This window comes from Sphingomonas sp. DBB INV C78, assembly GCF_042693015.1.
Classification (GTDB): Bacteria; Pseudomonadota; Alphaproteobacteria; order Sphingomonadales; family Sphingomonadaceae; genus Sphingomonas_E.
The window spans coordinates 5,035,129-5,055,426 of the sequence record NZ_CP170544.1 but is presented as its reverse complement, the minus strand read 5'-3'; the positions used below and the strand labels follow the sequence as shown (position 1 = coordinate 5,055,426).

Sequence of the window (20,298 nt, the reverse complement as noted above, 5' to 3'; positions counted from 1 at the left end):
CGCCTATCGACAGGTAGACGGCGCAGAAGCACAAACCAGATCAAGGAAATCCTCGGCCGCACGGGCGCGCAGACGGCGCATTCGCTGCGCCATGCGCCCGTCCTGGCCGACACGCTTTGCCAGCGTATCGAGGCGGGAAAGCTCCTGCTGGAAGAATTGGTGGAGATTGCGGTTGAAATGCGGTCGATTGGCCATGTCCATGGGCCAATAACCGATTGGAATCGGGTTGGGTTCCCAATAGCACCTGCCATCCGGCCATCCGACGCAAATGCGCGATGAGCCCGCGTCCAACCTATCCTCCCCGAGACAAGCTCGGGGAGGAGCAAGCCTTAAAGGCGCACCAGCATCTTGCCGGTGTTGCCGCCGGTGAAGAGCGCGCGAAAAGCATCGGGCGTCGCTTCCAGGCCGTCATGCACCGTCTCCGGCGCCTTCAGCTTGCCGGCGGCCGCCCAGGCGCCCATCTCGGCATGGAATTCACCCAGGCGGTCGAAATGATCGGTGACGATGAACCCCTTCAACGTCACCCGCGCGGCGATCATGCGCATCGCGTAACGCAGTTGCAGCGGTTCGAGCGAGTTGTAGCTGTCGATCATGCCGCAGATCGCAAAGCGGGCATTGTCGCGCGCCATCGCCAGCGCGGCATCCAGATGCTCACCGCCGACATTATCGAAATAGACATGGATACCGTCCGGCGCCGCGGCCTTCAGCTTTTTCATCAGCGGGCCTTCCGCCTTGTAATCGATCACGGCGTCGGCGCCGAGATCGCGGACCAGCGCGCATTTCTCCGCCCCGCCGGCCGAACCGATCACCGTCATGCCCTTGAGCTTGGCGATCTGCACCACCGCCGATCCGACCGCACCGGCCGCCGCCGACACGAACACCGTGTCCCCTGCCTTGGCCTCGGCAACCGCGAGCAGCCCGAAATAGGCCGTCACGCCCGGCATGCCGAGAATGCCCAGGAACATCTGGTCAGGCGCGCCCGTCGCCGGCAGCTTGGTGAACTCCTTCGCCGAACCCACCGCCTCGTCGCGCCAGCCAAGCATGTGGAGCACGCGATCGCCCGGCGCAAAACCCTCGGCCCGCGATTCCTCGACAATGCCGACCGCGCCACCCGTCAGCGGCTCGCCCAACGCGAAGGGCGGGACATAGCTTTTCACGTCGTTCATCCGGCCGCGCATATAGGGATCGACCGAAAGCCAGGCGTTGCGCACGCGCACCTCGCCATCCGCGAGTGGTGCCGACGACATCTCGACGAGCGCGAAATTGTCCGCTGCGGGCAGGCCGACGGGGCGTGACGTCAAAGTCCAGGCGCGGGCCATGGCAATCCTCCTCATATGATTTGCGGCCGAGCATAGCCGCTCGTCATCTTTACGTAAACGTCAAGCGAGCCGACCTATCCGTTCCAGTAGTCGTTCGCGCGACGCCAGCACTGCGGCGCGACGGTCGGTCAGGATATCGCGGGCGAGAAAGTGGCCGGTCAGGCGCAGCGCTTCCACTATGTCCGGCCAGTCGGTCGCGCCGCCGCCCGTCAGCAGGAAGGCCGGCAAATGGAGCAATTTGTCGCGATAATCCTCCCCCGCGACGCGGCTCACCGCGCGGCCACTCTTCGGGCTGACATAGATCAGGTCGTCCCGCGCGTCGGTGACGGCGCAGGCGGTGAGGTCCAGCCCGAAGCCCATCTCGCCGAGCAGCAGCAGTTCGTAACGCGCCAGCGCCGCGCCCCAGCCCCGTGCGGATGGCGCCGCCTCGATCGCGTTCAGCAAGCCATCCAGCGCGGCGTAGAGCTGTGGAAAGGGCTGGCCTTCGGGCAAGGCGGAAGCGGTGAGCGCGGTGGCCCAGTCGATCGCGGCGGCGGCCAGCGGCTCGGCATGGAGGCCGGCGCGGCTGTGAGCCAGTTCCACCGTCAGCGCCGCAAGCTGGTCCTCGCTTCGCGCGCGATAGTCAGCGGCGACCAGGTTGCCGGGCAGCAGCACCGGCCGCAACCGCCGCGATCGTCCGCCTCGGACATAGCCGGGCTGCAAGCCATCGTCGGGCGTCATCAGCCGCACCACCGCGCCATGCTCGCCATGGGCAAGGACGGCGCAGACTATGGCGGTGGCGGTGATGTGCATGGGAGGGGTCTAAAGGGAAACGTCATCCCAGCGAAAGCTGGGATCGCCCTCCTCCACAGCAACCAGATCCCAGCTCCCGCTGGGATGACGGGATTTTGACCGCCGCTCACCCCTGCGGATGATAGAAATCCCAGATCGCCCGCGCCATCGCCTTGGATACGCCGGGCGCCCGCTCCAGATCCTCCAGCGCCGCCCCTCGCACCGCCTTGGCCGTGCCGAAATGCATCAGCAGCGCCTTCTTTCGCGCCGGGCCGATACCGGGCACTTCGTCGAGCGGGCTGGCGGTGAACGCCTTGGCGCGCTTGGCCCGGTGCGCGCCGATCGCGAAGCGATGCGCCTCGTCGCGGATGCGTTGCAGGTAGAACAAAGTCGGCGAATTGAGCGGCAGCATGGATTCGCGCCCATCGGGCAGATGGAAATGCTCGCGGCCGGCATTGCGATCCGGCCCCTTGGAGATGCCGACCACCGGCACATCCTCGACCCCCGATTCCTGCAAAACCTGGCAGACGGCGGAAACCTGCCCCTTGCCGCCGTCGATCAGCAACAGATCCGGCCATTCGCCGCTGGTGCGATCGGGATCTTCCTTCTCCAGCCGGGCGAAGCGGCGTTCGAGCACCTCGCGCATCATCGCGAAATCATCGCCCGCGGTCGTCTCGGGCCGCTTGATGTTGAACTTGCGATACTGGCTCTTGCGGAACCCCTCCGGCCCCGCAACGATCATCGCACCGACCATGTTGGTGCCCATGATGTGGCTGTTGTCATAGACCTCGATGCGGTTGGGCGTCTCACCCAGTTCGAACAGCTCGGTGATCTCCTGGAAGATGCGGCCCTGCGTCGTCGATTCCGCCAGGCGTCGGTCGATGGCTTCCTCGGCATTGCGGCGCGCCTGCTCCATCAGCTTGCGCTGTTCGCCGCGCTGCGGAACCTTGAGCGTCACCTTGCGGCCGGCGCGTTCGGACAGCGCCTCCTCGATCAAACCCGCATCGTCGGCGAGCGGACGATCGATCAGAACGAGGCGTGCGGGCGGCACATCCTCGTAGAATTGCATCAGGAAGCTTTCGAGTACCTCGCCCTCGGGCACCTCCGCGGTATGCGCGGGGAAGAAGCTGCGATGCCCCCAATTCTGCCCACCGCGGATGAAGAAGGCCTGGATGCCGGTCAGCCCCTGCTTGGCGCAGAGCGCGAAGACGTCGGCATCGCCCACGCCCTCGGCATTGATCGCCTGGGCGGACTGGATGAAGGTCAGCGCGCGCAGGCGGTCGCGGTAGACCGCGGCCAGCTCGAAATCCATGGCCTCAGCCGCGGCGGTCATTGCGACGCCGAGCTTCTGCTGCACCTCGGTCGACTTGCCGGCGAGGAACGCCTTCGCGTCATCGACCAGCTCGGCATAATCGTCTTTCGAGATGCGATCGACGCACGGCGCCGAGCAGCGCTTGATCTGGTAGAGCAGGCACGGCCGATCGCGATTGGAAAAGAAGCTATCGGTGCAGCTCCGCAGCAGGAACAGCTTCTGCAGCGCGTTGAGCGTGCGGGTGACGGAGCCGGCGCTGGCGAACGGCCCATAATATTGCCCCTTCGCCCGCCGCGCCCCGCGATGCTTCTGCACGCGCGGAAAGGCATGGTCCTCGCGCAGCAGGATGAAGGGAAAGCTTTTGTCGTCGCGCAGCAGGACGTTGTAGGGCGGGCGGTAGCGCTTGATGAGCTGCGCTTCGAGCAGCAGCGCCTCCGCCTCGGTATTGGTCGTCACGATCGTCATCGACCGCGTCTGCGCGACCATCCGCTGCAGCCGCTTCGGCAGTCGCGCGACCTGGGTGTAGTTGGTGACGCGGTTCTTCAGCGCCCGCGCCTTGCCGACATAAAGCACGTCGCCGCGCGCATCCTGCATCCGATAGACGCCCGGTCGCACCGGCAGCGTCTTCAGCACATTGCGAATCGCCGCCACCCCGGCTTCCAGATCGGGCTTGTCCGATCCGCGCACGGTGTAGACGGATTTCTCTTCGTTGAAGCGGTCGGTGGTGGGCGTATCGGTCACCCGCCCGATTTAGGATGCGGCGCCGGTCTGCGCCAGCCGTCAGACAAGGATGGGCGGCGCCACGAAGCTATCGATGCCGAAGGGCGTGCCGACGAGGCCGCAGAAGATCGGCAGCAGGATCGCCAGCATCGCCCGGCTCATCCCCGGCAGGCCGGCATTGGCGAGCATCCCGTCACGCTGCCAGAGCGGCGGCAGGATCAAGCCTGCGGAAAAGATCATGCCGAGTTGCAGATTGCGCGGCACGGCGAAGCCAAGGGTTCCCCCCTGCTCGACAAGGGCAGCACCTGCCAGCATCAGGCAGCACCAGATCCAGGCCACGTAGCGCATGGTTCGGAAGATAGGGCGATTTGGCTAAGATAGGGTTGCGCTGCGCGGCGCTCAGCGCTCGACCGCCACCGGCTGAAACGGCCGGAACCTCGCCAGCCCGCGGGTCTTCCGTTCCAACAGCCCAAAGAAATAAGGGTCGATATAGCGACCCAACACCCAGGACACGGCAAGGATCGCCGCGAGGAGAACGGCGACGAACGCCATGGGCAGCGGCCGGTCCCAACCGAAAAGATGCCCCCAGGCCGCCTTGCCGATCATCAGCGCGGGAAAATGAATGGCATAGAGCGGATAGGAGATCGCACCGAGATGATCGAGCATGGCAGCCACCTTGCCGGCAGCTTTCAGCCGGCTTGCGGCGATGATCAGCGCGGGGAAGAAAAGCACGATCAGGCCGACATCATAGAGCGCCGGGAATTGCACGGGCCGGAAAAATAGAACCGCGCCGGTCAGCAGCAGAATCGTTGCGACACCAGCCACTCCAGCATTTCGCGGCGTGGCCACCGCCATGGTGCGGTAGAGGAATACACCGAGAAAGAAGCCGAAGGTGACGCGGGCCAGAGCAATGCCCGCCTGCGACCACTCCGCCCCGCGATCGCCGCCGCCCGACCAGATCATCGCCGCGACCAGCGTCGCCGTCGCGACCATGAGCAAGGCGATCAGCCAATTGCCGACCAGCCTTCTTGCGACGCAGGCGAAGATCAGATTCGCCAACAGCTCGAATGCCAGCGACCAGCCCGGCAGGTTGAAGGCGAACAGATAGGGCGAATGCGGCACCGGGAACGGGACGAACAACAGTCCCGCCAGATAGGCACTCACCAGCGGGCCGCTGGCACCTCCGCTGCCGCGGGTGGCGAGCAACAGGCTGATCGCAAAGCCGACGCTGAGGCCGATGATCCACATCGGCAGCAAACGGGCGAAGCGACGGCGCATGAATTCCGGCGCGGACATGCCCGCGGCCAGCCGCGAATCATAAGCGCAGGCCAGCACGAAGCCACTCATCAGGAAAAACAGGTCGACGGCGAGAAAGCCGGAAACGAAGACCGGCACGCCGGTCAGGAAAGTGCTGTGAAACAGCAAGACGACAATCGCGCACAGCCCGCGAATGCCGTCAAATATCTGGAAACGCTGGTTATTCCCCGAAATAGAACTCACCCGTCATGTGGGGCTCTATCGGATTTCTGCCGAGAGGTTGAGAGCTCGCCACCCCGCGAGCGAGCCTCAACCTGACATTAAACCTCAATTCAGCCGTGTCGATCCGATCCCGGCGATCGTCTTGTCGACCAGCGCCTTGTCGGCTGCGGCGTCATGGCTCTTGGCGATCAGGCCGGAGGCAGCGGCAGCGGCCGCGGCCGCTGCCTTGGCGCGAACCTCGGCGATCGCAGTGCGCTCCGCAGCGGCGATCTTGTCCTCGGCCATCTTGCCGCGACGCTCGATCAGCGAAGCCGCATCGGTCTTGGCCTTGGCGACGATGCCCTCGGCTTCCTCGCGGGCATGGGCCAGCATCGTGTCCGCCTCGGCGGCAGCGGCAGCGGCCTTGCGCTCATATTCGGCCTTGAGCGCTTCGGCTTCCGCACGGAGCTTCGAGGCTTCGTCGAGCTGGACGCGGATCGACGCGATCTTCTTGTCGAGCGCGCCGCCGATCATGGCGGGCACCTTCTTCCAAATCATCAGGACGATGACGACGATCATCGCCAGCGCCACCCACGCCGTGGCGTTCAGGCCAAGCGCGGTCGGATCGACATGGTGCTCGGCAGCCGCGCCCTCATGGGCCAGCGTCGCCGTGCTGTTGCCGTCGAGCTCGGCGGCGTGGTGGAGATTGTCCGCCACCAGTTCGGAACCGTCGTGCTGCGCCACGGTCTGTGCCTCCTCAGCCATTGGCCAGAGCGGCCTTCACCGCGCTGGCGGCCTCGTCACGGCTGATAGCCGCGCCCGACACCTTGGCGACGATTTCCTGGGCCGCTTCGATCGCGACATCCTCAATGCCGGCAAGCGCCTGCTTCTGCGAGGCCGCGATGCGGGCGTCGGCCTCTGCCGTCTTGGCAGCCAGCTCGGCATCCGCAGCCTTGACGCGCACTTCGGCGTCGGCTGCCGAAGCGGCCTTGGCTTCCTGCGTCGCCTTCTGGGCGGCGGCACGGGCGACATCGATCTTGGCGCGATAATTCGCCTCGGTCTCGTCGGCCTGCGCATGAGCAGCCTGGGCAGCGGCGATATCGTCCGCGATCTTGCGGTCGCGGGATTCCACAGTCGCCTCGATCTTCGGCAGCATCGCCTTGCCGATCCCGAAATAGATCAGGCCGAAGACGATGAGCAACCAGAAGATCTGTGACGCATAGGTCTCAACGATCTGGGCGATCTGAGGCATGGGAAATCCCGCTCAAAAAATTTGGTGGGACCGGCGAGCGCCGGCCCCGGACCCGTTAGGCGACGAACAGCAGGATCATCGCAACGACGAACGCCAGCAGGCCGAGAAGTTCGGCAGCGGCGAAGCCGATGAACAGGCGGCCCTGCTGGCCGTCGGCAGCGGCCGGGTTGCGCAGCGCGCTCTCAAGGAACGAGCCGAACACGTTGCCCACGCCGAGCGCGGCGAGACCCACGCCAATCGCGGCGAGACCGGCACCGATCAGCTTTGCGGCTTCTGCGTCCATGATAAACTCCCTTATCGAAATCGTGTGAAGGTTACGGAAAAACTCAGTGCAGGTTGATCGCGTCGTTCAGATAGAGCGACGTGAGCAGTGCAAAGACATAAGCCTGGATGGCGCACACCAGCAGTTCGAGCAGGGTGATGCCGACCATCAGGACGAAGCTGGGGATCGAAACGATCGCAACCGTCACCGCGCCGGCGTTCATCCCGTTGATCACGAAGCCCGCGAGCACCTTCATCAGGATGTGCCCCGCCGTCATCGCCACGAACAGTCGCAGACCGAGCGAGAAGGGGCGGATGAGGAAGGAGAACAGCTCGATCAGGAAGATCAGCGGGACCATGTAGGCCGGGGTGCCGTGCGGAATGAACAGCGAGAAGAAGTGGAAGCCATGCTTCGCGAAGCCGACCACGAGCACGATCGAGAAGCTGATGATCGCGAGCACGCCGGTGACGGTCAGATGGCTCGTCACGGTGAAGGCATGGAGGCCGGGGACGATCCCCAGCGGCAGCATGCCGACGAGGTTGGCGACCAGGATGAACATGAACAGCGAGAAGACGTAAGGCGTGAACGCCTTGCCCTTCGGGCCGATATTCGTCTGCATCATGTTCGAGATGAAGCCGGTGAAGCCTTCGACAGCCGCCTGCCAGCGGCCGGGGATCAGTTCCCGCTTCATGCCGCCGAGCATGAACACCCAGATCAGCGCCAGGGTCACGACCATGAACAGCGCGGAATTGGTGAACGCGATATTGTAACCCGCGATCTCCCAGGTCCGACCGAACAAAGGTTCGATCAGGAACTGGTGCATCGGATCGATCTTGCCGCCTTCTGCCGCCACCGTTTGGCCCCTGCTTATGCGCCGAGCGCCCGAATCACTCCGGGCGCTCGTTTGAAATTCGAACGATATTCCTGAAGGCGACCGCGATCCCGAGGAACAGCATCACCAACAGAAGCCAGGGGGCGGTGCCCAGCCAGCGGTCAATGACCCAACCGACCAGAGCGCCCACGGCAGGACCCGCAATCAGTTCCGCCAGCACGCGATTCCCTTGGGAATAACCCTTTCCGGGCTTCGCCTGCTTGGTGGCGGTCCTGCTCTGCTCCGCTTCCGCCGCATCCTTCAGCCGCTGTTGCAGTGAAGTCAGCCGTGCGTCTTCGGCGCTGGGTAGTTCCTGCCCGGGTTCGTCCTTCGCCATGCTATCCCCTCTCCCTTCGGAGCACGCGACAGCCATGTCGACGAGCGACCCCGCCAAGGCGAGGCCCCTTTAGGAAGGGGGGTGCCTCAAGTCAACCGCGGGGGTTGCCTGATCAGCCGCAGGTGGAGGGAAGCGCGATCGGGCTGGCGTCCTTCACGCGCCACACGCCATCCGGCAGCAGATAGGCCTGACCCGGCCGCACGCGATTGCTGAGCGTCTGGCAGCCGATGGTGGCGGCCCATTCGCGCAAGGCGACACCATGCTTCGCCGCCTGATCCGTATAAGCGGCGCGGCGCTTGATGTTGAGCGCTTCCACCGCGGCACGGACATCGCCGCCCACGGGCTTGGCGACGCCCATATAGCCGTCCGCCTGCTCGCCCACCTGGCCAGCGGCGATCGCGGCGGCGAGTGCGGGATCGCCCGCCTGCGCCCAGGCATAGCCCGCCGTGCCAATGGCAACCGCGGCGACGAGGCCGATAAGCGAAAGCTTGGTCTTGCGTGTCATTGCGGAAACAACTCCGGGTTCTCGGTTATGAAGTCCTGTGCGTCCTTCTGCAGACGCACGACCACTTCCTGCTTCACATTGACGTTCAAATTGATCTCGATGGGCTTTTCGGGCGCCTTCACCTGAATGCAACCACCTGCGAACAACAGCACGCCGCCGCAGAAAATCAATCGCATTCCCGTCATTGGCTTCCCTGAAACTCGTTCTCGATCATTCGTCTCTATCACGAAGTTCATCGCTTATCCTCGCTTTCCTGTCCCTGAACAGGTGGCTGCGAATCGGCCGGCTTCTGATTCCGAATCAGGCTGGTGGGATCGATGAAGTTGCTGGCGGTGCTGACCAGACCACGGAACGGTGCGCGGACCGTGATGTTGAAGCGGAAGGGCAGCCCGGTGAGCTGTTCGGCCATGCCGCCCAGCCTCTCGCCCCCGATCGGCCGTTCGTTCACGCCGGTGAACAGGATTTCGCTGATGATCTCGCCATCGAGATTGCCGTTCAGCGCGATGGCGAGATTGTCGTAGCGAATCGCCTTCAGAGCATCGAAGGCCATTTTGCCGAAGGTGCCGAGATCCTCGTTGCTGAGTTCCCCCACATAAGCGAGCGTGCCGCCGCCTTCGCGCACCTTGAGCAGCCCCTGTTCGATTCGCCCGCCCGAATCGTCGAACACCATCGGCAGCGTGCCGTCGAAAATTCCCGTTCCCGCGATATTCTCGAATTCGAAGCGCTGGATGAACTGCGCCGCATCGAGCCCCGCGACCCGGAAGGTCATGTGACGCGCCACCGGCTGCGCGAAATCGAGCGTCGTGGGCTCCAGAAACAGCTCGCCACCGGAAAAGGGCCAGCGGCCGCCCTCGATATGCACTTTCTGGCCCGGCAGGAGCTGGTAGCGGACGACGCCCTCGTTCACCGCGACGCCGGGGTTGACCTCGGCCAGCCGGACTTCCTGACCCGGCGGCGTTTCGAGGCCGAGCAGATCGGAAAAATGGATTTCGCCGCTCAGCCCCGTGACCGGGCCGAAGGCGGCGGCGAGGTTGAGCGCATCGGTGCGGAAGGTGCCGCCGCTGGTGGCGCCCGCCTCGTTCCAGTTGATTCGCCCCTGCCCGCTGACCGCGCCCTCGACATTGGCGACGACGCCCAGCGTCAGATCGGTAAGCCGTTCGGGTTGCAGCGCCTTGCCGAAAGTGAGGCCAGGCACGTCGAGCAGGGCCGACCCCGTCGATCGCGACAGATCATGATCGATCGTCACCGCCGTCACGGCCACATTGGTCGTCGGCTCGCGAAGCTGGGCGGTCGCGTGGATACGGCCATCGATCAGCGTCAATTGCACATCGTCGCTGACGAGGGGCTTGAAACGCGATGGAGTGGCCTGATCCGAAACCTGGAGATGGCCGCGGACCTCGAGATCCGCGTTGGCGAGCCGCCAATCGCCCTCGCCTTCCGAGAACCACAGCATTACCGCGCCGAGCTTGCCGGAGACGCCTTCGAACCGGCCCGCCAGTCCCCGCGGATCGGCCTTGCCGGTGAGATGCTCGATCTCCAGCCGGCTGATCGAATCGCCCTGCCCCAGCCGCACCGAAACCGCCTCCGCGACAAAGCCCGGCCGACCGACATCGAAGCCGAAACGGCGGTTGAGGAAGGTGAGCGGCGCACCGCCGACATGGCCCGCGAGCTTCAAGCCGGGAATATTGCCGCCGCCCGTCAGTGGGCCACCCGGTGCTTTGGCGACCAGCGCCGCGCCCGTCGGGCACATCGGCAGCCGCGCAGGCGCGAGCCGGACGCCGGCCACGGCCAGCGAGCGGAAGGACAAGGGCGCGCAGGCCGGGTTCAGCGCGAAGCCGCCGTCGGTGCCGATGCGGGCGGTGAGCGGCATCGCCAGCCCCTCGACACGCCCGTCCCCCAACGGCCCGTCGATCGTCGCCGCCGTCTGGATCAGATAATGCTTGCCCGTGGCGGTGATTCGCATGGGCGCCAGCGCCAGCCGCGCGCCCCCGACGGCGTAAGGCGCCATGGTCAGCACCCCCTGCCCCTTGCCGCCGCCGATCGCAACCGTGCCGGCGATTTGCGGCAGTCCGGCACCCGCAAGCTGCACCGCACCCTCCGCGGAAATGCCATTTTCCGGGGACCAGCCGACGCCGCGGCCGCCGGTCATGGTCAGGCGGGTCGCGGGGGTCGATGTGGATTGCAGCGCGATGTCCCTCAACCGCACTTCGGTCGCTGGACCATAGTCGGCTGCCAGCCGCGCCTTGCCGTCGAGATTGCCGGCCGCACGCACCAGCGCGTCTATGAGTGGCGGCACCAGTGGCCCGATCGGCGTCGACGCCATGCTGCCGCGCACCGCACGCAGCCGATCCCGAACATCGCCGGGAACCACCGCCTCGACGAAGCTGACGTCGCCGTCCAGCCCTGCCCGGGCACGCTTGAGATCAGCCCGGACCCTGCCGGCAAATTGCCAGCGCTTTGCGGTGACGCTCGTGAGCCTTCCCGTTTCCGCAAGCAGCGAAGTATCGCCCGAAAGGCCGCCAAGATCGGACGCCAACGCGAGGCCGATACGGCCCGACATGCCGTTGAGATCGGCGGCATCGCCGCAGAGCAATCGGCCAAGTTGAACCGGCCCATCGAGGCGAATCGCCTGTTTGCCGGTCTTGACGTCGACGGGCGCGAACAGGCCGACCGCGCGGCAATCGCCCGTTGCGAGCTTCGGGGCGTGCAGCATCAACCGGCCGGCGAAATCCTCCGCGAGATTGCCCTTGCCGTCGATCGTCATCCCGATCGTGCCGGCGGGCGTCGCGAGCCCCATGCGGGCATCGCGAAGATCGACGTCGAGATCGGGCAGCGCAAAGGGTTCGCCCGACGGCGCTGGTAGCAGTTTGTCGATGCTGCCGAGCCGCAGCGTGCCGTCTTGTATGCGGCCTTTCAGCCGCACGCCGCTGGCGGTGATGCCGGCCACCTTCGGTCCGCCGAGCCCCCATTCCAGTTCCAGTTCGGCCCAATCCGCGGTAAGATCGGGCGCCTTGGGGTCGCCCAATGAAATGCCTTCGAGCCGCTGAGTGAATGGCCCGAGCGCGGTGATGCGATAGCGCGCTGGAACGCCGCGCGCGGTCAGTTCGCGATCGACGAAATGCGCGGCAATCGGCCGCCGCTCGAACCACAAAATGGCAAGCACCGCCAGCGGCAGGGCGAGGATGATCGCCAACCATTTCAGCCGCCTGCGCGGGGGTGCCGGTTCGCCGTCCTCCATCCCCCCACTTCCTAGCGCGTCATTGGCCTGCGCGGCGAGCCAAATTCCGATGCTATCCCGCTTTTCATCCGGCCGCTTGAACGCCCGGTGCCCGATATTGTTGCGCAGCCGCCACGAGCCATGCACAACCGGCAGCGATGAGCGACGCCGATCCCGCACACGACGCCAGCGGCCACCGCGCCCGCCTGCGCGCGCGGCTGGCCGAACACGGGCCGGAAGCGCTGCAGGATCATGAGCTCATTGAATATCTGCTCGCGCTCGCCATTCCGCGGCGGGACACCAAGCCGATGGCACGCCGGCTGCTCGCCGAATTCGGCGGCATCGGCGGGGTGTTGGGGGCCGAACCCGAAGCCCTCGCCCGCAAGGGTGAACTGAGCGAAGGCGCGGTCGCCGCGATCAAGATCGCCGAGGCGGCGGCGCTCCGCCTGCTTAGATCACGCGTCGCCGAGCGGCCGGTGCTGTCGAGCTGGCAGGCGCTGCTCGATTATCTGCGCGCCGACATGGCGCACCGCGCGGTCGAGCGCGTTCGCGTGCTGCACCTCAACAGCAAGAATATCCTCATCCGCGACGAGCTGGTGTCGGAAGGCTCGATCGATCAGGCCGCCGTCTATGTCCGCGAGATCATCCGCCGCGCGATCGACCTGGGATCGGTCGCGCTGATCCTGGTCCACAACCATCCCTCGGGCGATCCGACGCCGAGCCGGCAGGACATCGCGCTGACCCGAGAGATCGTCGCGGCCGGCAAGCCGTTGGGCATCACCGTCCACGACCATGTCGTCATCGCCGGCGAAGGCCATGCCAGCCTTCGCGCGATGGGATTGATGTAATCCCGCACACGATCGAATACGCTTCTTTAAGAAGCGATCGTCATCTTGCAGCCATGCGAATATCTGGTCCAATCGCCTTGGCCGTGTTGCTCTTGACGTCCCCCGTCGTCGCGAAACCCGCCGTCCCGCTGGTTCCGTTCGGCATCCCCTTCTTGCCCGAGAGCCCCAAGCCCGTGGCGCCGAGCCATCCGTTATATCAACGGATTGCGCTCAATCCGATTGTCGGCATGCCGGACAAGATCGGTGCGTTCCTTATTCCCATCACCAATCTCAAGGAATTCGAAGAGGCTCTCCGCGAGACGCTCGCGCAGGCCAACATGCTGGCGCCACCCGGGCAGCCAGCCCAAGCGCACCTTACCGTCCGCTGGATCACCCTGGACGCCCCGACCAAGATCTCCTTTTCCAGCAATGCGACATCAAGCATCAGCTATGTGCTCACCAGGAGCGACAACGGGCAGCAGATCTTCGCAAGAGACATCAGCACATCGACCAAATCAACGGGCGGCGATGGTGCGGACCGCCTGAAAGGCAATGCGCGACTTGCGATCCTTTCCAATCTAGCCTCCGCCGTGGTGTGCCTGGATAAAGCCGCCCTCGGCCTCGCACCGTCGGACTGCGCCCTGACACCTCAGGCAAGCTACCGTGCTGCCAGGATGACCTACATCTTCGTTCCGAGATAGGCTGGGCCGACGTCGCCACAACCGTCATCCCGCATCTGTTTCGGCACAAAGAAATGTGCGGAAGGGCGCCTACAGCACGAACTTGCTGAGATCGGTGTTGCGGGCGATCGCGGCCAGCTGGGTTTCGACATAAGCGGCATCAACGACGAGCGCGCTGCCTTGGCGGTCCTCGGCATCGAAGCTGACTTCCTCCAGCAGCTTTTCCATCACGGTCGAGAGACGGCGGGCGCCAATATTCTCGACCTGGCCGTTCACTTCGGCAGCGATGCGCGCGATCGCGGCAATGCCGTCTTCGGTGAAGCTGACATCGACGCCCTCGGTGCCGATCAGCGCGCGATATTGCTCGGTGAGCGAGGCCCGGGTTGCCGAGAGGATGCGGACGAAATCCTGCTCGGTCAGCGCCTTCAGTTCGACGCGGATCGGCAGGCGGCCCTGGAGTTCGGGCAGCAAGTCGCTCGGCTTGGCGACATGGAAGGCGCCGCTTGCGATGAAGAGGATATGGTCGGTCTTCATCGGCCCATATTTGGTGGCGATGGTGGTGCCTTCGATCAGCGGCAGCAGATCGCGCTGCACGCCTTCGCGGCTGACCGATCCGCCGCGCACGTCGCTGACGGCGATCTTGTCGATCTCGTCGAGGAAGACGATGCCATTGGCCTCGGCGTCGGCCAGCGCGACGCGGCTGACCTCGTCCTGATCGAGGCGCTTGTCGGCTTCCTCCTCGACCAGCTTGGCCCAGGCGGCGCGGACCGGCAGTTTGCGGCGCTTGGAGCGCCCGCCGCCAAGCTTGCCCATCATGTCGGAGAGGTTGATCATGCCGACCTGCCCGCCCATGCCAGGGATCTCGAACGGTGTGCCGCCCGAATCCTGCAGTTCGAGCTCAACTTCCTTGTCGTCGAGATGACCGTCCCTGAAGCGCTGGTGGAAGGCGGTGCGGGTCGCCTCGCTCGCATCCTTGCCGACGAGTGCGTCGAGCAGACGCGCCATCGCGGCGTCCTCGGCGGCGTCCTTCACCGCGTTGCGGCGGCGTTCCTTTTCGAGGCGCACCGCTTCCTCGACGAGATCGCGGGCGATCTGTTCGACATCGCGGCCGACATAGCCAACCTCCGTGAACTTGGTCGCTTCCACCTTGACGAAAGGCGCGTCGGCGAGCTTGGCCAAGCGACGGCTGATCTCGGTCTTGCCGCAGCCCGTGGGCCCGATCATCAGGATGTTCTTGGGCGTCACCTCCTCGCGCAGCCCTTCCGGCAGGCGCTGGCGGCGCCAGCGGTTGCGGAGCGCAACGGCGACGGCGCGCTTGGCCTCCTGCTGCCCGACGATATGCGCGTCGAGCGCGTTGACGATGGCCTTGGGGGTGAGCGCGTCGTTCATTCTGGCTTTCTCTTGGGAAGGGACTTCAAAGGCAGGACCGGCGATATCGGTGCGAAAGGATTGAGGTTCAAGCGCAACGGAAGCCGGCGAAGAGCTGACGATGCCCCTCGACGATCCGGTCGATCGTATTGGGCTCGGTCTCTGCGACCCCGACGCCATGTTCATGCGTGCCGCCGAGGATGACCCCGTCGGCGCGGGAGAACATGTAAAGCCCGCCGGGCGCGGAATAGGCATATTCCACCTCGGGCTGGGGCAACAGCACGGCGAGCTGGCCGCGGACGGGTTCAAGCTCCGCATCGCCGAACAGGGCGCGGCTGCCGAGGCCAGTGCAATTGATGATCGTGGTTTCGGGCAGCTGGGCCAGCTGATCCGCGGTCTGGAATTCACGGACGACGATCTTGCCGCCAGCCAGCCTGGTGTCGCGTTCCAACGCGCGCAGAAAGCGGCCGGGATCGACGATCATTCCGTCATATTGGCGGACATAGGGGTAAGGAAAGGGATGGTCGCCGGCGGCGACGTCCTTCGCCTCCGGGAAGAGATCGAGCAGCAGCGAATCGACGCTGCCGACACCGCTCATCGGGCGGTTGGACAGCGAATAGTTGCGCATCCAGCGGACGCCATATTCCTCGCCAACGAGGATCTGGTAGCGGCGATAGGCGTAGCGCGCCGCGGCGACGAGCTGGGCGGAGAAGGCCGGCGTGAGCAGCGAAGAATCGACCACCGAGGACGGATACCATTGCCCGCCGGCGATGTTCGACGTCGTCTCCGGCGGCAGCTTTGCGGTGTAGATGGTGACGGGAAATCCTGCTTCCTGCACCAGTCGCGCGGTGGTGAGGCCCATCACGCCTGAACCGAGCACGGCGACGCCGCCCTGGTGGCCCGGCAGCGCCAGATCGACCGCGAGGCGCGAGCTGCCCCAGCTCAGGGTGATGCCGCCGCCTCCATGACCGTAATTATGGACCAGCCGCTTCGACCCCAATGCCTCCGCGCGAACAACGAAGCCCGAGGGACGATAGGGACGCAGGCCGGCGACCCTGCGGATAACACGATCGGGCGCGACATTGACCGGTGGCAGGCAGCCCCGCTTTGCCGTGACCGGGCGGGCCATCGTCGTGGCGCATCCGGGCAGCGTGAGCGCGGCGAGGCCGGCGGTTCCGGCCGCCAGCATCCGACGGCGATCGGGCGCCAATAGTTCAGTTGGCGCTATCAAGCGTCTCCACCGTGAGCTGATCGTTGGTGAAGACGCAGACTTCGGCCGCGATGGCCATCGCCTTGCGGCAGATCGTTTCGGCATCGGGTTCGTAATCGACCAGCGCGCGGGCAGCGGCGAGGGCGAAATTGCCGCCCGATCCGATCGCGGCGACGCCGCCGACCGGCTCCAGCACGTCGCCATTGCCGGTCAGGATCAAGGTCACGTCCTTGTCGGCGACAATCATCATCGCTTCCAAATTGCGAAGATATTTGTCGGTCCGCCAATCCTTGGCGAGCTCGACCGCGGCGCGCATCAACTGGCCATTATGCTGTTCGAGCTTGCGTTCCAGCCGCTCGAACAGAGTGAAAGCATCCGCGGTGGCGCCGGCGAAGCCACCGATCACCGATCCATCGTGGAGGCGGCGGACCTTGCGGGCGTTGGGCTTCATCACCGTATTGCCCATCGACACCTGGCCGTCGCCGATCACCACGACCTTACCGTTGCGCCGCACCGACAGGATCGTCGTGCCGTGCCAGCCAATCTTGTCTTCGCTCATATCGTCCTGTGCTCCGTTCCGGCCGCGATATGGGCGCGGGGTGCGTGGATGGCAACGCGCCGAGCATTCCAATGTCCCCGAAGTTGAGGAAGTTGAGGATTGCCATTGCGTCCTCCACTTCCCCGCAAATGGCGGAATTCCTTAGGCGCGGCCGACGAACATGAAGGCTGCTGCGCCGCCAATGCACACGCACGCGCCCAGATAGCGCCATGTCAGCGGCTCCTTGAGGATGAAGATCGCGAACAGGGCGAACACCGCCAGCGTCACGCATTCCTGTATGATCTTGAGCTGGCCGCCGGTAAAGCCGCTGAAATAACCTATACGGTTCGCCGGCACGGCCAGGCAATATTCGATGAAGGCGATGCCCCAGGATGCGAGGATCACCACCCACAGCCGCGCATCCGGAAATTTCAGATGACCGTACCAGGCGATCGTCATGAACAGGTTGGATGCGATCAGCAGTGCGAGCGTGGTCATGCGGCGAGGCTCCCTTGGCGACAGCCCCGCCCATAACCGACGCGAGGCTCAGCCTTTCTTCGCCTTGCCCCATTCGCGCGCGACCGTATAGCCCAGATAGCCGGTGCCGAAGAGGGCGTAGAGCGGTTCGGGCAGGCCAGCAAGATAGGCGTTCATACCGCGGGCAATTGCAGAGGCCGTTTCCGGATCGGCGACCGAGATCAGCCCCATCGGGATCGCCCACAAGAGCAAGGCATACATGACATAGAGGAAGCTGGGTCGCGCTCGACTGGTCCAGGGATCGGCGGATTGCGCTTCTGTGACGATCGCCGAGAGCTGGGTCTTGAGCGCCTCCATTTCCTGGCTGCCTTCGAGCTTGATGAGTTCGAGCTTGGCGCGATCGCGCGCTTGCGGATCGGGGATGACCTTGTCGATCAATTGCGCGACGGGGCCGATGATGCCGGCGATAAGAGACATGGGATACCTCCGAGGTTGGAGGAATATGCTAACCTATATGGTTATATGTAGGAAAACCCGCTTTGCCTAAAATCAATCGTCATGCTGAACTCGTTTCAGCATCCACCCATCCAATCGCAATAACGTCGCTTGTCGCACGGTGGACCCTGAAACAAGTTCAGGGTGACGGGAAGAGATTGGCTTGTAGGCCGGTGCCTACCGCACCGCGCCTTTCATCAGCAGGCGGGGGACGAGGGTAATCGCCGCGATCAGCGGGAAGCGGCGCTGCCAGGGCTTGATGACGATTGCCGTGCCGGCGTGGCGGTTGATCTTCCAGGCGAGATAATCGATGCCGCCGGCGAAGGTGAGGCTGGCCTTGGCGAGACGGACAACCGAGAGCCATTTGCCCCGCCGCTGGAGCTTGCGCCAATGCTTCATCGCCTGATCGGGCGACATCGTGGTGGCCGCGATCTCCGCCAGGGCGGCTTCCCCGATGCGTTCATAGCGATTGGGATCGACGTCGACGATCGACAGCGAGCGGCCGGTCCGCTCCGCGCGGAGTTCGGCATTATAGGTGAGCGTGAAACCCGCCTTCCACAGATCCAGCGGCGCAGCGGACGAAGCGCCGACGGTGGGGATGGCGAGTGCGAGCAGGGTCGGCGCGGCTTGCGCGACCGCCTCGACAGCCCGCCGTCCTGCTGCATCGTCGCTCGACCAGACCAGCCGCGACGGCTGGGCGAAGCGTGCCCAGACCGAGACATTGTCGGCTTCGCGCGAACAGAGCCGTAAGAAATCCGCCTCGCTCAACACCGCATATTTGGCGGCGAGGCCATCGGCCTCGAACGGGAAGACATTGGGCGGGATCAGCCGGTTGGCGGTGGCGAGCCATGTCTTGCCGTAAGCGGCGTGATAATCGGAGACGATCAGGTAGAAATCGAGCATCAGCCCGTCGAGCCGCGTCTCGCGCAGGCAGGAGCCGTAGAACAGAACCGCGCGCGATGCCTCGCCATATCTGGCTGCGATCGCGGCGGCGAGCGCAACCGCGCGCGGATCGACCGGCTGGCCGAGTTCGGCCGCCACCAGATCGACAAGCCTGTCCATGGCTGCCGGCGGTTCAGGCCGCCAGGCGCAGGAAGGGCATCGGCAGGGTCGGCGTCAGCACGATCGGCCGGCCCTTTTCCGTCAAGAACAGTTCGCCGTCGAGGATGACGCTGGAACGCTCGCCCTCAATGCGGATCTCGTCGCCGCGCTGGAGGTGGACGCCCTCCATCTTGCGATGGCCGATCATGCCGAACAGAGCGGCGAAGAAGGCCCGCAGCACCGCGAGTGGACGCTGCTCGACCGCGACCAACTGGAGGCCGGCAGCACCGTTCACGCCCGTCTTGCTGCCGAGCAGCAGCTTCTGGAGCGTGGTGACGATCAGCAGCGCGAACTGCCCTTCGATCTGGCCCTGGCGCAGCAGCGACACGCGGACCTCACTGGGCTTGGGCGGCAGGAAGGCGGCGCGGATGCCGAAGAAGACAGTGGTCAGCACGGCAAGCGCGGTCAGCACATGGCTGAAGCTGTTGGGCAGGCCCAGCGGATAAATCTTGTTGCGGCAGAACAGGATCGAATCGGCAAGGCCGGCGCCGCCCAGGAACATGCCGAGCACCGGCCGCACGCCATCGCCCGACAGCGCGATCAGTTCGCGCGGGACGATATGATCGGTCATGTCGCCGCGGGCGATCTCAAGCACGCGCTCCAGCGCCACGATCGGATCGCCGCTGGCACCCAGATCGAGCGCGATCAGGTTGGTCTTGCCGTTGGGCAACACCGCGACCGGCGGCGGCGAATCGCCGAAATGGCCCCCGAGATGGAGCTCGGTCAGCGCCGCCTGAACGGTGCCGTCGCCGCCGTTGATGACGAGCACCTTGGGCGCGACACGCGCGATGGTGCGCAGCGCGGCGCCGATCTGCTCGACCGATTCCACCTCGTAATGGAAGATTTCGCCATGCTGCGCGCAATAGCTGCGGATGCGCGGCAGCATCGCGCGGTTACCCGTGGAACGCGGATTGGACAGCAGGGCGACACTAACCATCTGTTACCTCGATGCTGTCTTGATCGGCTTGATCGCCAGGCCCTGAATGTAGTTCAGCACGACAGGAACCGCGCGCGGCTGCTGCCCGACCGAGATCACCACATCTTCGTAGCGGGGCTTGAGCGTGATGAGCGAAAGCCCCGGATTGCGCGAGAAGCCGCCGCCATCGTTGCGGCTGGACTTGCCATTGCCGTCGATATCGTGGCGGACAGCGACGGCATAATTGCCGGCCTGCGGCAGCGCCACGCAGATCTCCATCGGGCCGCCATGGGTGACGGGCACATCGACGCGCTTCAGCTTCTTGCCCTTGGCGAGAAATTCTGCCGCATTTGCGCCATAAACCTGAACGCGGACATTGCCGGTGCGGGTCTTGAAGCCATCGACCTTGACGAGCACCGCAGGCCCCGACGCGCCGGAAGCGCACGCGGCGGCATCGGGCCCAAGGACCGCCGCCTGGGCAGTCCCCGCACCGATCGCCACCGGCGCAGCCAGCGCCAGAGCAGCCTTGGTAACCAAACTCGTCAGTTTCAGCATGACCTCTCGACTCCCGGAAGCTATAGCCGGGCAGAAACGCGCCCGGCGGGATACACATGCCCCCGATGCTTTCGACAATCGGCTGCGATTGCGGCCAGATCATGGTG

Annotated in this window: 24 protein-coding genes; 2 read left to right on the top strand and 22 right to left on the bottom strand. The window is 65.1% G+C overall.

All coding sequences use genetic code 11. The features are described 5' to 3' along the window. Positions 1-3: 3 nt before the first annotated feature. The 14 genes from ACFB49_RS24150 to ACFB49_RS24085 all read right to left on the bottom strand — a co-directional run bounded on the left by ACFB49_RS24150 (position 4) and on the right by ACFB49_RS24085 (position 12,045). Complete coding sequence (locus tag ACFB49_RS24150) at positions 4-195, bottom strand: hypothetical protein (RefSeq protein ID WP_380874445.1); 192 nt, start codon at positions 193-195, stop codon at positions 4-6. 134 nt (positions 196-329) lie between these two features. Continuing rightward, positions 330-1,319 carry an NADP-dependent oxidoreductase gene (locus tag ACFB49_RS24145; protein ID WP_380874443.1) on the bottom strand — a complete coding sequence of 330 codons (990 nt, stop codon included), beginning with the start codon at positions 1,317-1,319 and terminating at the stop codon, positions 330-332. Positions 1,320-1,379: 60 nt separating this feature from the next. After that, the gene (gene recO, locus ACFB49_RS24140) at positions 1,380-2,111 is read right to left on the bottom strand and encodes a DNA repair protein RecO (RefSeq protein WP_380874441.1); all 732 of its coding nucleotides are present in this window, start codon (positions 2,109-2,111) and stop codon (positions 1,380-1,382) included. Between the two features lie 106 nt (positions 2,112-2,217). Then, positions 2,218-4,143: an excinuclease ABC subunit UvrC gene (gene uvrC / locus ACFB49_RS24135; RefSeq protein WP_380874439.1), complete on the bottom strand. Its 1,926-nt coding sequence runs from the start codon at positions 4,141-4,143 to the stop codon at positions 2,218-2,220. 39 nt (positions 4,144-4,182) lie between these two features. Next, positions 4,183-4,461: a hypothetical protein gene (locus ACFB49_RS24130; RefSeq protein ID WP_380874437.1), complete on the bottom strand. Its 279-nt coding sequence runs from the start codon at positions 4,459-4,461 to the stop codon at positions 4,183-4,185. A 60-nt stretch (positions 4,462-4,521) separates the two neighbouring features. After that, the gene (locus ACFB49_RS24125) at positions 4,522-5,622 is read right to left on the bottom strand and encodes an acyltransferase family protein (protein ID WP_380874435.1); all 1,101 of its coding nucleotides are present in this window, start codon (positions 5,620-5,622) and stop codon (positions 4,522-4,524) included. Positions 5,623-5,706: 84 nt separating this feature from the next. Beyond that, positions 5,707-6,345: a F0F1 ATP synthase subunit B gene (locus tag ACFB49_RS24120; RefSeq protein ID WP_380874433.1), complete on the bottom strand. Its 639-nt coding sequence runs from the start codon at positions 6,343-6,345 to the stop codon at positions 5,707-5,709. Then, a complete protein-coding gene (locus ACFB49_RS24115) occupies positions 6,338-6,832 on the bottom strand; it encodes an ATPase (RefSeq protein WP_380874432.1) in 495 nt (164 codons plus the stop codon). The genes ACFB49_RS24120 and ACFB49_RS24115 overlap by 8 nt, the downstream gene beginning before the upstream one ends. Before the next feature lie 55 nt (positions 6,833-6,887). After that, positions 6,888-7,115 carry a F0F1 ATP synthase subunit C gene (locus tag ACFB49_RS24110; protein WP_010127014.1) on the bottom strand — a complete coding sequence of 76 codons (228 nt, stop codon included), beginning with the start codon at positions 7,113-7,115 and terminating at the stop codon, positions 6,888-6,890. Between the two features lie 43 nt (positions 7,116-7,158). Then, the gene (locus ACFB49_RS24105) at positions 7,159-7,947 is read right to left on the bottom strand and encodes a F0F1 ATP synthase subunit A (protein WP_380874430.1); all 789 of its coding nucleotides are present in this window, start codon (positions 7,945-7,947) and stop codon (positions 7,159-7,161) included. A gap of 34 nt (positions 7,948-7,981) precedes the next feature. Continuing rightward, the gene (locus ACFB49_RS24100) at positions 7,982-8,302 is read right to left on the bottom strand and encodes an AtpZ/AtpI family protein (protein ID WP_380874428.1); all 321 of its coding nucleotides are present in this window, start codon (positions 8,300-8,302) and stop codon (positions 7,982-7,984) included. A gap of 112 nt (positions 8,303-8,414) precedes the next feature. Beyond that, positions 8,415-8,807 carry a YdbL family protein gene (locus ACFB49_RS24095; RefSeq protein WP_380874426.1) on the bottom strand — a complete coding sequence of 131 codons (393 nt, stop codon included), beginning with the start codon at positions 8,805-8,807 and terminating at the stop codon, positions 8,415-8,417. Continuing rightward, positions 8,804-8,992, bottom strand: coding sequence for a YnbE family lipoprotein (locus ACFB49_RS24090; protein WP_380880103.1), 189 nt, complete (start codon positions 8,990-8,992; stop codon positions 8,804-8,806). Before ACFB49_RS24090 ends, ACFB49_RS24095 begins: the two co-directional genes overlap by 4 nt. A gap of 47 nt (positions 8,993-9,039) precedes the next feature. Then, positions 9,040-12,045: a YdbH domain-containing protein gene (locus ACFB49_RS24085; RefSeq protein WP_380874425.1), complete on the bottom strand. Its 3,006-nt coding sequence runs from the start codon at positions 12,043-12,045 to the stop codon at positions 9,040-9,042. A 137-nt stretch (positions 12,046-12,182) separates the two neighbouring features. On the opposite strand from ACFB49_RS24085, the gene radC reads away from it, so the two are divergent. Further along, on the top strand, positions 12,183-12,872 hold the full coding sequence (radC, locus tag ACFB49_RS24080; protein ID WP_380874423.1) for a DNA repair protein RadC: 690 nt from the start codon (positions 12,183-12,185) through the stop codon (positions 12,870-12,872). Between the two features lie 77 nt (positions 12,873-12,949). Further along, positions 12,950-13,552, top strand: a complete 603-nt coding sequence (locus tag ACFB49_RS24075) for a hypothetical protein (protein ID WP_380874421.1) — start codon at positions 12,950-12,952, stop codon at positions 13,550-13,552. A gap of 69 nt (positions 13,553-13,621) precedes the next feature. On the opposite strand, the gene hslU is transcribed toward ACFB49_RS24075, so the two are convergent. The 8 genes from hslU to ACFB49_RS24035 form a co-directional block, all read right to left on the bottom strand. Then, positions 13,622-14,920: an ATP-dependent protease ATPase subunit HslU gene (gene hslU, locus ACFB49_RS24070; protein ID WP_380874419.1), complete on the bottom strand. Its 1,299-nt coding sequence runs from the start codon at positions 14,918-14,920 to the stop codon at positions 13,622-13,624. A gap of 67 nt (positions 14,921-14,987) precedes the next feature. Next, positions 14,988-16,088 carry an FAD-dependent oxidoreductase gene (locus ACFB49_RS24065; protein WP_380874417.1) on the bottom strand — a complete coding sequence of 367 codons (1,101 nt, stop codon included), beginning with the start codon at positions 16,086-16,088 and terminating at the stop codon, positions 14,988-14,990. A gap of 25 nt (positions 16,089-16,113) precedes the next feature. Beyond that, the gene (gene hslV / locus ACFB49_RS24060) at positions 16,114-16,668 is read right to left on the bottom strand and encodes an ATP-dependent protease subunit HslV (RefSeq protein ID WP_380874415.1); all 555 of its coding nucleotides are present in this window, start codon (positions 16,666-16,668) and stop codon (positions 16,114-16,116) included. A gap of 141 nt (positions 16,669-16,809) precedes the next feature. Further along, positions 16,810-17,145, bottom strand: a complete 336-nt coding sequence (locus ACFB49_RS24055; protein ID WP_380874414.1) for a DMT family protein — start codon at positions 17,143-17,145, stop codon at positions 16,810-16,812. Between the two features lie 48 nt (positions 17,146-17,193). Next, a complete protein-coding gene (locus tag ACFB49_RS24050) occupies positions 17,194-17,601 on the bottom strand; it encodes a holin family protein (RefSeq protein WP_380874412.1) in 408 nt (135 codons plus the stop codon). A gap of 195 nt (positions 17,602-17,796) precedes the next feature. Further along, positions 17,797-18,681: a hypothetical protein gene (locus ACFB49_RS24045; protein ID WP_380874411.1), complete on the bottom strand. Its 885-nt coding sequence runs from the start codon at positions 18,679-18,681 to the stop codon at positions 17,797-17,799. 13 nt (positions 18,682-18,694) lie between these two features. Further along, a complete protein-coding gene (locus tag ACFB49_RS24040) occupies positions 18,695-19,657 on the bottom strand; it encodes a diacylglycerol/lipid kinase family protein (RefSeq protein ID WP_380874409.1) in 963 nt (320 codons plus the stop codon). Between the two features lie 3 nt (positions 19,658-19,660). After that, on the bottom strand, positions 19,661-20,191 hold the full coding sequence (locus ACFB49_RS24035) for a DUF2141 domain-containing protein (protein ID WP_380874407.1): 531 nt from the start codon (positions 20,189-20,191) through the stop codon (positions 19,661-19,663). Between the last annotated feature and the right edge of the window lie 107 nt (positions 20,192-20,298).